General features: G+C 54.5%; 7 protein-coding genes and 1 pseudogene. 4 read left to right on the top strand and 4 right to left on the bottom strand.

The features are described from left to right. Positions 1-484: 484 nt before the first annotated feature. The 4 genes from FJ147_23810 to FJ147_23795 form a co-directional block, all read right to left on the bottom strand. Positions 485-823 carry a hypothetical protein gene (locus tag FJ147_23810; protein ID MBM4258916.1) on the bottom strand — a complete coding sequence of 113 codons (339 nt, stop codon included), beginning with the start codon at positions 821-823 and terminating at the stop codon, positions 485-487. Further along, a complete protein-coding gene (locus FJ147_23805) occupies positions 810-1,580 on the bottom strand; it encodes a hypothetical protein (protein MBM4258915.1) in 771 nt (256 codons plus the stop codon). Before FJ147_23805 ends, FJ147_23810 begins: the two co-directional genes overlap by 14 nt. Before the next feature lie 207 nt (positions 1,581-1,787). Beyond that, a complete protein-coding gene (locus FJ147_23800) occupies positions 1,788-2,195 on the bottom strand; it encodes a pilus assembly protein (GenBank protein MBM4258914.1) in 408 nt (135 codons plus the stop codon). Next, complete coding sequence (locus FJ147_23795) at positions 2,173-2,430, bottom strand: ribbon-helix-helix protein, CopG family (protein MBM4258913.1); 258 nt, start codon at positions 2,428-2,430, stop codon at positions 2,173-2,175. The genes FJ147_23800 and FJ147_23795 overlap by 23 nt, the downstream gene beginning before the upstream one ends. Positions 2,431-2,666: 236 nt before the next feature. On the opposite strand from FJ147_23795, the pseudogene FJ147_23790 reads away from it, so the two are divergent. The 4 genes and pseudogenes from FJ147_23790 to FJ147_23775 all read left to right on the top strand — a co-directional run bounded on the left by FJ147_23790 (position 2,667) and on the right by FJ147_23775 (position 11,409). Continuing rightward, positions 2,667-6,077, top strand: a pseudogene (locus FJ147_23790) (carbamoyl-phosphate synthase large subunit). Between the two features lie 177 nt (positions 6,078-6,254). Then, a complete protein-coding gene (locus FJ147_23785) occupies positions 6,255-8,531 on the top strand; it encodes an RNA-binding transcriptional accessory protein (protein ID MBM4258912.1) in 2,277 nt (758 codons plus the stop codon). Positions 8,532-8,715: 184 nt separating this feature from the next. Next, positions 8,716-10,155 carry an amidase gene (locus FJ147_23780; GenBank protein ID MBM4258911.1) on the top strand — a complete coding sequence of 480 codons (1,440 nt, stop codon included), beginning with the start codon at positions 8,716-8,718 and terminating at the stop codon, positions 10,153-10,155. Positions 10,156-10,278: 123 nt separating this feature from the next. Continuing rightward, positions 10,279-11,409 carry a DSD1 family PLP-dependent enzyme gene (locus FJ147_23775; protein ID MBM4258910.1) on the top strand — a complete coding sequence of 377 codons (1,131 nt, stop codon included), beginning with the start codon at positions 10,279-10,281 and terminating at the stop codon, positions 11,407-11,409. Positions 11,410-11,588 lie beyond the last annotated feature (179 nt).

Below are 11,588 nucleotides of genomic sequence, written 5' to 3'. Positions count from 1 at the left end.
TCCACTACACCCGAAGTGATTCGAGACGCACTGGCGACGGTTTCTACCACACAAGTCCGGCAGTGGTGCCAGCAGCACCTGGGGCCGTCGCTCCAGGCCCAACGCCAACAGGCCTTCCGCCAGCTCACGCTAGCGGAAGAAAAGCAGGTCCACTTTCAACAGGCAGCGTGAGGCGTCTTTGCACCAGGCCAGCCGTCCGCTAATAATAAGAGGAGGTGGGCGCGTAAGCGCACGCGCTCATTGGCGCCTTTCCGATATTGCTCGAGCAACGCTTGGCGCTCCCGCTTGCTTATGCGAAGATGCTCCCCGTCCATCGCTTCACCTCCGTAGGCACTGACAAACTTTATCCATTTGCCATCCTAGGAGGTGAAGCACTTTCCGTCCAATGGGTTTTTATTTAACGCCATTGCTCCCACCGGGAGAGGACTAGGGTGAGGGAATCAAGTGGCCATTCTCGTAGCGTGCGCCATGCGCACGAATTCCCCTATCTCAAGTTCACTTCATAATACGTCCGCTTCTCATGCGCATTGGTTCCTGGCCACACCGCCCAACCTTCCCATGCGCCACCTTCTTTGCGCATGAAACGGGTATGCACTTTCACCCAACTATGATCACGAGCGATTTCCATCAGGTTGTACAATCGTGGTGTCGACTCTGGCCGGTCTTTGGCCACCGCGCCAAAGGAACCTGCCCCGACGATATGAATCTTGCGCGGATGCACGTAGCCAACCAGATCGGCTCGTTCTTCGTGCACATGGCCATGCAGACATAACTTCACATCTGCCCTGCGGAGCTGTTCGAGGAACGCATCAGACTGCATCATCTCTCTGCCCGTCGCGGGATGATGCCACACCGCCTAAGCGCAAGGCGAGGCATGATTTACCGACATTGCTTTCGCCAACCAAGACGACTTTGGCGCTCGTTGAATGCACAGATGAAGAGGCTGTGACGACGACAGTGTCGTCGCCAGTGATCGGCCAACTACGCACCGCAATGTCATCATTGTCGAACTGTTCGGCGGCCGATGTCACTGCACCAAATGAGACATCCAGCAGAAAGTACTTCGGTGATGGAGTTGCATGGCGCGCAACCGCAGACCAGGTTTCAGTCGACCACAGCCGGACCTCACCATCGGCGGAGCCGGAGGCAAGGTGGGAGCCATCGGGGGACCAGGCCACGCTCTGGACGAAATTCTGATGGCCTGCGAGCGTGCGCAGCGCCCGGCCACTGCTCACCTCCCATACCCGCACGGTCTGGTCGTCGGAGCCGGAGGCAAGGCGGGAGCCATCGGGGGACCAGGCCACGCTCCGGACCGAAGACTGATGGCCTTCGAGAAGTTGTTCGAGATCACCTGTGGTGATATTCCAAATGCGAATGCACCGATCCTCTGAGCCTGCCGCAATGGGTTGTCCGTCTGGTGACCAGGCGACACTGTGGAAATTACTGGCTGGCCAGCCGAGAGTTTGGCGGAGGTGATATGGAAAGGTCGCTGGTCTAACGACAGGACCGAACGATGATGTCTTTGCAAGTGTCGGTGAACCTGGATCGAAAAACTTTTTGAGCCGATCAATAAGTGACATGGCTCTTTCCTCTTAGCTGAACTTGGCGTGGAGCTCAAGGGAAAAATGGGGCGTGTGGTTGTGGGCGCGGTTTTCGGGGTCACGAAAGGTATGTGTGTTGGCGGAGGTCTTCGTGCGCATAGCGCACGCTACAAGAGCCTTTGCCTCACGTCGTCATGCTGTGACGGAAGCCGAGGAATTTATTCCGAGGTATCCTCGACGGCCACGCTAGGGCATCACACACGGAATCACTTGGCGGCTGTGTCGTCGATAGATGCGGAAGTCAGAATCCGTAGTAAGAATGACAGGGTCAGAAAGTATTTCGCTCATGCGCACCAGGCACGTATCGGCAAGACTCATGGGGACGTCAGCATATTTTTGCAGGAGCTTCAGTACAGGCTCGCTATCATCACTCAAGTTGTACGTGACACGCAGGACCTGACGACGGAGCAGCCCACAGAGACCAGGCATCCCACGGGGACCAAGGAGATGGAAGGCTTCAGATAGAACAGACTCACACGTATTCCAGGGAGGTGTATAACTCTGCGCTTGTGTGGTCGCCCATCGGTGATGTGAGTCGCGACGGCTCAGTAAAGCCACAAGGAAACCTGCGTCAACGAGGACGTTTCTTGCCATAGCCAGTGGCTTTCAAATAAAGTTTCTGTCGCTCGCTTAAGTCAGTAGGCAATCCATCGACAGAACCGATGAGATCCGCAATGGCATCAAGAGGTGTCGCTTGAGTTCTCGTTCCTCTTTTTCCGTGTTGCAAACGCTCTCGTACGATGTCGGACTTCGAACATTTGCGTTCACGAGATTCAACTTCTATTTCAGCAACGAGTGGTTCGGGTAACCTTACTGTTAAGGTTTTCATAGATGCACTGTATTACAACGCTGCCAGAGGCGCAAGACAAATGATCAAAGAGACCCTCGTTCTCACAGCACGCGCTATGGGCCCATGTGCATCACATTGTGATGCGATGACTGTAGCCGGGGAATTTATTCCCCCGGCACTATCCCGGTATATCTTGTCCTCGACACACCTTGCATTTTTCCACCAATCGGTTAGCCGTAGTGTCTTTCTCCGTTCGTGAATAGAAAGCAGGGATCATGAATTTGCATAGTATATTGATCGCCAATCGCGGCGAGATCGCTATTCGTATTATGCGGGCGGCGGCTGAACTTGGCATTCGCACGGTAGCCGTCTTTTCTGATGATGATACGCAGTCGCTTCATACTCGTAAGGCTGATGAAGCCCGACCTCTGCGTGGGAAAGGGGTAGCGGCTTATCTCGATATCGATACGATTATCGCTGTCGCTAAAGAAGCCGGTTGTGACGCCATTCATCCTGGTTATGGTTTCTTAAGTGAGAATGCGTTGTTCGCGCGTCGTTGTGTTGAGGCCGGGCTGACATTCGTTGGTCCGCGCGTGGAGATCCTCGAACTGTTTGGTGATAAAGTCCAGGCGCGGGCTTTGGCTGAACGGTGTGGGGTGCCAGTGCAGAAAGGGACATCCACCGCGACATCTCTGGATGATGCGAAGAAGTTTCTCGCCTCTTTAGGCGAGGGCGGTGCGATGATGATCAAGGCCGTGGCTGGTGGTGGTGGCCGTGGGATGCGCGCGGTCGCGCGACTTGACGAGGTGGAGGAAGCCTACACTCGTTGCGGCTCTGAAGCGCAGCAAGCGCTTGGCAATGGTGATGTCTATGTTGAGCAATTGGTTCCACGCGCACGTCATATCGAGGTGCAAATTATCGGCGATGGTTCCGGTGCCGTCACGTATCTTGGTGAACGAGAGTGCAGTATCCAGCGTCGGCATCAGAAGATCGTCGAACTCGCGCCCTCACCAGGTTTACCATCTGGTTTACGTACTCGCCTAACGGCGGCCGCAGTGCAGATGGCGAAAACGGTGCGTTACAATAACCTCGTTACGTTTGAGTTCCTGGTCGACGCCAACAACTTGCGCGATGATTCACCATTCGCCTTCATCGAAGCCAATGCGCGCTTGCAAGTCTAACACACAGTGACTGAGGAAATTACTGGTGTTGATCTTGTACAGACGCAACTGCAACTGGCTAGTGGTCGCACGCTGGCGGATTTGCGTATGCAGCAAGCTGAAGTGCCCACACCACGCGGTTTCGCGCTACAAGTACGCATCAACATGGAAACCATGAACGCTGATGGTTCGGTGCGACCTGCTGGCGGGACGCTATCTGCCTTTGAGCCACCGTCGGGGCCTGGGGTGCGTGTCGATTCGTTTGGCTATGTTGGTTATCGTACCAGTCCAAGTTTTGATTCGCTGTTGGCGAAACTGATTACGCATAGTAGGTCCGCGGACTTCAGCGATGTGGTGAAAAAGACCTATCGCGCTTTATGTGAATTCAAAATAGAAGGGGTCGCGACCAACATTCCGTTTTTGCAGAGCCTCTTACAACACCAGGATTTTCTTGCGCATCAGATTTATACCCGCTTTGTCGATGAGCACGGCGCGGAGTTAGTCGAAGTTGATCGGACTGCCCATCAACGACTGTTCTTTGAACCTGCGACATCGGTCGCGCGGGCGGGGGTGAAGCTTGGAACTACAGATCCTCTTGCCGTATTGGCACTGGGCAAAGGAGAAGGCGTGGCCGAAGTCGCGCAAAGCCCCGCGCCGGCGGTGGCTGCGCCAGTGATGGTTGATGTTGTCGGGCCAGACAACACGACCCCAGTACCTGCACCGATTCAAGGAACAATCGTCAGCGTTGAGGTTCACGACGGTGACACGGTCCGTAAAGGTCAACAATTGCTGGTAATGGAAGCGATGAAGATGGAACATGTCATCCAGGCTGATCGTAACGGCATCGTACGCCAGGTGGCAGTGACAGTTGGTGACACTATATATGAAGGACATCCGTTGGTATTCATTGAAGAAGCCGATGTGGCGCTTGATGCCGTCGAAGAAGTCAAGCAAGTCGATCTCGATTATATTCGACCAGATCTTGCTGAAGTACAGTATCGTCACTCGTTGACACTCGACGCCCAGCGCCCCGATGCAGTCGAGCGTCGTCGGAAAACGAAGCAACGGACCGCGCGGGAAAATGTTGATGACCTGTGCGATCCGGGCACGTATAGCGAATATGGGTCATTGGTGATCGCTGCGCAGCGTTCGCGTCGGACGCTTGAGGATCTGATTCACCGCACGCCAGCCGATGGCATGCTTGCCGGTATTGGCAGTGTGAATGGCAGTCTCTTCGATCAGGAGCGCGCGCGCTGTATCCTCATGTCCTACGATTACACCGTACTCGCTGGGACACAAGGCTTTAAGAATCATACGAAGAAGGATCGCTTGTTTGAGTTGGCCGAGCGGCTACGTTTACCAGTTGTATTCTTCACAGAGGGTGGAGGAGGCCGTCCAGGAGATACGGACTGGATCAGCCCGGCTGGACTCGATGTGATGGCTTTCAATATATGGGGGCGCTTGAGTGGAGTGGTGCCGTTGGTTGGTATCAACTCTGGTCGCTGTTTTGCGGGGAATGCGGCGATTCTGGGGTGTTGCGATGTGGTGATCGCGACAGCAAATTCCAACATCGGTATGGGTGGACCAGCCATGATCGAGGGTGGCGGACTAGGGGTCTTTCGCCCCGAAGAAGTCGGACCAATGTCGGTGCAAGTGCCAAACGGTGTGGTCGATATTGCCGTCACCGATGAAGCCGAAGCCGTCCAGGTTGCCAAGAAGTATCTCTCTTATTTCCAAGGCCCGATACGTAACTGGGAGTGTGCTGATCAGCGTTTGCTGCGCGGGATTATTCCCGAGAATCGCCTGCGCATTTATGATGTGCGCAAGGTGATTGAAACGCTGGCAGATACGAATTCGGTGCTGGAGATACGGCGCCATTTTGGTTTAGGCATGGTAACCGCATTCATTCGGATTGAAGGACGTCCAGTGGGGGTGATCGCCAACAATCCCAATCATCTCGCGGGCGCGATCGATAGTGATGGTGCTGATAAAGCCGCGCGCTTCATGCAGCTCTGTGATGCGTTTGATATTCCGCTCTTGTTCCTGTGTGACACGCCAGGGATGATGGTTGGCCCAGAAGTCGAGAAGACCGCTTTGGTGCGGCACTGCTCGCGCTTGTTTGTCATCGGTGCCAACCTTACTGTTCCGTTCTTTACGATCGTGTTACGCAAGGGATATGGTCTTGGTGCGCAAGGCATGGCGGGTGGGAGTTTCAAGGCACCGATTTTTACCGTGACGTGGCCGACTGGTGAATTTGGCGGTATGGGTCTCGAAGGTGCGGTCAAGCTCGGCTTTCGCAAAGAACTCGAAGCGATGACTGACCCGGCAGAGCGTAAAGCATTGTTCGATAAAATGGTGGCGAAAGCATACGAGCATGGCAAAGGATTGAACATTGCCTCACACTTTGAGATTGATGATGTTATTGACCCGATGGACTCACGTCGCTGGATTATGGGCGCGTTACAGTCTGCACCACCGACATTGCCGCGCGAAGGGAAGAAGAGACCGTGCGTAGATACATGGTAGGGAGAAGCTTTCAGCTCTCAGCTTTTGCAGCAACCCCTTCCCCCTTACTTGTCTGGCTGACCGCTGAGTGCTGACCGCTGAGTGATTCTTCTAAATGCTGACCGCTGAGTGCTGATAGCTGAATGCTTCTTCTAAATGCTGACCGCTGATTGCTGACGGCTTTCCAGAAACTAACTTATGAACCCAACTCACATCACAAAAATTGCCCAAGAACTCAACATTTCACCCAAACAAGTCGAAGCCACGGCTGCGCTCTTGGCTGAAGACGCAACGGTTCCATTTATCGCTCGTTATCGCAAAGAGGCGACTGGTAGCCTCGATGAGGTCGCGATTACGGCGGTTCGTGATCGCCTTGCGCAGCTTGAAGATCTCGACAAACGGCGCGAAGCAATCCTCAAGTCGATCACCGAGCAAGGCAAGATGACTGATGAGCTGCACGCCAAGATCATGGCGGCTGAAACAATGACAGTCTTGGAGGATTTGTATCTGCCGTATAAGCCCAAGCGTCGGACTCGTGCGACGATTGCCAAAGAGCGTGGTCTGGAGCCTCTCGCGCAAATCTTGTGGGAACAGGGGACAGTCGATCCGCTGACTGAGGCGAAGGCGTTCATCAATGCAGAGAAGGAAGTTTCATCGGAAGCTGAAGCGCTGGCTGGTGCGCGCGACATCATGGCTGAATGGGTGAGTGAAGATGCCCCTGCTCGGGAGGAACTGCGCGAGCTGTATTTCAATAAGGGTGAATTTCATTCACAAGTGATTCCCGGCAAAGAGACCGAGGGTAGCAAGTTCGCTGATTATTTCGATTGGCATGAGCCCGTAACCACAGCGCCGTCACATCGAGTGCTAGCCATGCGTCGCGGCGAGAAAGAGGAGTTTCTTTCCTTGCGTATTCGCGTACCAGAGGAAGATGCGGTTGGCCTGCTCACCAGCCGTTTCGTTAAGGCCAAGAATACTGCGGCTGAACAGGTAGCAATGGCTGTGCAAGACAGTTACAAGCGCTTGTTGTCGTTATCGATTGAAACGGAAACACGGCTTGTGACCAAGAAACGCGCTGATGAAGCAGCGATTACCGTGTTTGCTGATAATCTACGCCAGTTGCTGTTAGCCTCGCCACTCGGTCAGAAGATGGTGTTGGCGCTCGATCCGGGTTTTCGTACTGGCTGTAAGTTGGTGATCCTTGGTCGCCAAGGGCAGTTGATTCATTCGACTGCTATCTTTCCGCACTCAGGTGAACGCTCAGCAGCAGAAGCGGCAACTGCTCTACGCACGGTGTGTGAGAAATTTCCCATTGAGGCGATTGCGATCGGGAACGGTACCGCGAGCCGCGAGACCGAAGCGTTTGTCCGACAGCTCGATCTGCCGAAGTCGATTACGCTGGTCATGGTCAACGAGAGTGGTGCGTCGGTGTATTCGGCATCGGAAGTCGCACGTGAAGAATTTCCTGATCATGACGTCACCGTGCGTGGGGCGGTGTCGATTGGCCGCCGCTTGATGGACCCACTCGCTGAATTGGTGAAGATTGATCCGAAGTCGATTGGTGTTGGCCAGTATCAACACGATGTTGACGAAGGTGCACTGCAACAACGTCTTGATGATGTGGTGATGAGCTGCGTGAACAGCGTCGGGGTTGAGGTCAACACGGCCAGTAAGCAGTTGCTCACTTATGTGTCAGGGCTTGGTCCTCAGTTAGCGCAGAACATCGTGACTTTTCGTGATGCCAATGGACCGTTCACTTCACGGCAAGACCTACGCAAAGTGCCACGACTTGGACCCAAAGCCTTTGAGCAAGCCGCCGGCTTCCTGCGTATTCGCGACGGACAGCATCCACTTGATGCCAGTGCAGTGCACCCAGAACGCTACTCTCTCGTCGAAACTATCGCAAAGGACCTGAAATGCACCGTCAGTGATTTACTGCGGGAGGAGGCGACTCGTCGACAGATCGCGCTTGATAAGTATGTGACCAATGACGTGGGTCTACCGACACTTAACGATATTATGTCGGAACTGGCCAAACCTGGCCGTGATCCACGGGCGCAGTTTGAAGTCGTGCGTTTTGCTGAAGGGGTGGAAAAGCTGGAAGACGTGAAACCTGGCATGAAACTCCCTGGGATCGTGACCAACGTTACCGCCTTTGGTGCGTTTGTCGATATTGGCGTGCATCAAGACGGTCTCGTGCATATTAGCCAACTGGCCAATCAGTTCGTGAAGAACCCGCATGACGTGGTCAAAGTACAACAAAAAGTGAATGTAACGGTGCTCGAAGTGGACGTGGCGCGGAAACGAATCTCCTTGTCGATGCGCGATGATGCGGCTCCAGTACCTGCAGAGGCTGCGAAAGCACCACGGCAGACTACACAATCTCGACCACCGCAGCCAAACTGGCAACCCCCACCACAGAAGCCGCGCCAGGAAGGGTTTAGTAATCGCCTAGTCATTCCCAAGTTGAAGGGATAGTGGTACTGGTCTATCGTGACATAGTTGGGCAGTACAGCGACGTCATTCCGGGCGAGCAACGCGAGACCCGGAATCCAGGAGGCATAACTAGAGACCTGTATCAGAGGCTCCTGGATGCCCGCTTTCGCGGGCATGACGAAGACATCAGTCTCAAAGTTATCCAGACAAACGAAGGAGGGGCATTATGGCTGAACTTGCATATCTCAGTGCCATCGAGATCGCTGGGCTGATTCGCGAGAAAAAGCTGTCAAGCCGCGAGGCGACCGACTATTTTCTCGCACGGGTGGAAAAACTCGACAAACCGATCAATTCTGTCGTCACCATCGATGCCGAGCGCGCGCGCAAAGAGGCTGATGCGGCTGATGCTGCGTTTGCACGTGGAGAGGGAAAGGGCGCTCTGCATGGTGTGCCGATGACGGTCAAAGATTCCCTACAGACCAAGGGCATGAAGACGACGTCTGGTGCACCGGAACTCGCACACTTTGTTCCCACGGAAGATGCGTGGCCTGTTGCGCGTGTTCGTGAAGCTGGGGCGATTGTCTTTGGCAAAACCAACTTACCGATCTACGCGGGAGATTTGCAGAGCTACAATGAAGTCTTTGGTACGACTAACAATCCTTATGACCTTACCCGTACGCCTGGTGGCTCGTCCGGAGGTTCGGGAGCCGCGTTAGCGTGTGGCTTCACGCCAATTGAGATTGGCAGTGACATTGGTGGGTCGATTCGTTTGCCGTCGCATATGTCGGGTGTAGTTGGTCACAAGCCGACTTTCGGCATCGTCCCAGCGCATGGTCAGATTCCTGGACCTCCGGGGACATTGACGCTGGCCGACTTAGCGGTCATTGGTCCGATGGCGCGGACGGTGGAAGATCTCGAACTCGGGCTTGACCTCATGGTAGGACCGAATCGTTGGGATGGCCCTGCCTGGAAGATTGAGCTACCAAAGCCTCGGCATGCAACGCTACGCGAGTATCGTATCGCCGCGTGGCTTGATGATCCCCGCTGCTCAGTTGACCCTGAAGTGCGAGGCTTGTTAGAGAAGGCGGCACAGTCGCTTGCATCGGCAGGAGCGACTGTCGATATGAAAGCTCGCCCCGGTTTTACATTGGAAAAAGTGGTTGACACCTTCATGGCCTTGTTACAGGCCGCGTTAGCAGGTGGCAACTCGCGCGAAAAGATCGAAGCCTTCGCCGTATCACAAGGAGATACTGCGGTTGCCAAGACTCGCCGATTGCTGGCCATGCGTCATCGCGAATGGCTCAGTTATAACGAACGCCGTCTGCAAATGCGGAAACAGTGGGAAGAGTTCTTCCAGAGTTGGGACATTATGTTGCTGCCAGTGATGCCATGTGAAGCGATCAAGCATGATCAGTCTGAACCTCAGGCTGGTCGTACTGTGATAGTCGCTGGCGAAGCCCGTCCCTATTGGGACATGGTGTCATGGATGGCGCCAGCGGGTGCCTGTTATCTTCCCGCAACGGTTGTTCCAGTTGGACAGCTAAAGAACGGTTTGCCCATTGGCATACAGATTGTTGGGCCGTATCTACATGATCGATCGACGCTGCATGTGGCGAAAGAGTTGCTGAAGTTAGTTGGTGGGTGCCCGAGGCCAGAAGGATTCTAGCGGGAGTTCCGACTAGACTTGTGGGTAATCACCCTCACGCGCACACGCCGCGTTCGTGCTGCCCTCTCGCTGGCAAGGAGAGGGCTACGGTGAGGATTGAGAGCCAAGTGAAAGGAATGTCTAATGGTCCAACACAGCAGCCCTCAAAGCGCCATCGGTCTAAGCAAATCCGACCTCCCAACCCCTGCACTGCTTATCGATCTCGACTTACTTGAAGCCAATATCGCCAAGATGGCAGCGCATGCGAAATCGGTTGGCATCAACTTGCGTCCGCATGCGAAGTCGCATAAATGCCCGGAGATTGCCAAACGACAGATTGCTGCTGGTGCAGTTGGGATATGTGCTGCGACCATCAGCGAAGCTGAGGCGTTGGCTGACGCTGGGATTCCTGGAATTCATATTACTTCACCTATGGCCGGACGCGAGAAGAGCGCACGACTTGTGCAGCTCACTGCCCGGCAACCGGATGTGATGGCAGTGGTCGATAATGCGATCCATGCTCAACAGTTGAACGATGCCGCGTCGAGTGCGAAAGTGACGCTAAATATATTGGTCGACATCGACCCTGGCATGCATCGCACCGGCATTCCTGCGGGCGAGGGAGCCATCGCCTTGGTGGAGTTGATTTCTCGCTTGCCACATCTGCGACTGCGCGGCTTGCAATGTTACAGTGGTACCACCGCTCACGTGCTTGGCTATGAAGCTCGGCGCGAGCATTCGCTACAAGCGATGACTCCTACGCTCGAACTGTTTGCTGAGTTACGCAAGCGTGGCTTGCCTCTGGAGATTATGACCGGCGGCAGCACCGGTACCTACAACATTGATTGCAGTTTTCCTGGCATGACAGAACTGCAAGTTGGCTCATATGTGTTTATGGATATCGAGTATCGCGACATTGGCGGGCAAGATGGGCCTGTGTATCGAGATTTTGCTCATTCACTGACAGTGCTATCAACTGTCGTGAGTAGGAGCCATGCGGATTTAGCGACTGTCGATGCTGGGCTGAAAGCCTTTGCTACCGACCGACAGTTCGGACCGGAACCGAAGGACATCAGTGGTGTAAAATACAACTTCGGTGGCGACGAGCACGGCATATTAGCCGTAGATAAGCCGAGTCGCGAGATCAAGCTTGGGGATAAGCTGGAATTTCTGGTGCCGCACTGTGACCCGAATGTGAATTTGTATGATCGGGTATTTTGCGTCCGCGGTGATCGAGTTGAGGCAGTGTGGCCGATTGTGCGCGGCTTTAGATAGGAAGTGTCCAAGAGCCTGGGAGCCTGGGAGTCTAGAAGATGTAGGGTGGGCACGGCCATCCCTGTAAAGGTCGGTTGACTACCGTCGCATCGCCAGAATCCGCGCAGTCGATACGTGCGTTTGTTTTTTGCCACTCAGTTTGTGAGGTACTGGCTTCTTCGGCCCGCGTTTGGACTTGG

The organism is Deltaproteobacteria bacterium (genome assembly GCA_016874775.1).
Lineage (GTDB): Bacteria > Desulfobacterota > Binatia > Bin18 > Bin18 > VGTJ01.
Note: the sequence above shows the minus strand (reverse complement) of the source record. Positions and strands in the feature narration are given on the sequence as shown.

Excerpts from the sequence above, each read along its gene's own strand:
- FJ147_23785 (MBM4258912.1), top strand. The coding sequence starts at position 6,255 with ATGAACCCAACTCACATCACAAAAATTGCCCAAGAACTCAACATTTCA.
- FJ147_23795 (MBM4258913.1), bottom strand. The coding sequence starts at position 2,430 with ATGAAAACCTTAACAGTAAGGTTACCCGAACCACTCGTTGCTGAAATA.
- FJ147_23800 (MBM4258914.1), bottom strand. The coding sequence starts at position 2,195 with ATGGCAAGAAACGTCCTCGTTGACGCAGGTTTCCTTGTGGCTTTACTG.
- FJ147_23780 (MBM4258911.1), top strand. The coding sequence starts at position 8,716 with ATGGCTGAACTTGCATATCTCAGTGCCATCGAGATCGCTGGGCTGATT.
- FJ147_23805 (MBM4258915.1), bottom strand. The coding sequence starts at position 1,580 with ATGTCACTTATTGATCGGCTCAAAAAGTTTTTCGATCCAGGTTCACCG.
- FJ147_23775 (MBM4258910.1), top strand. The coding sequence starts at position 10,279 with ATGGTCCAACACAGCAGCCCTCAAAGCGCCATCGGTCTAAGCAAATCC.
- FJ147_23810 (MBM4258916.1), bottom strand. The coding sequence starts at position 823 with ATGATGCAGTCTGATGCGTTCCTCGAACAGCTCCGCAGGGCAGATGTG.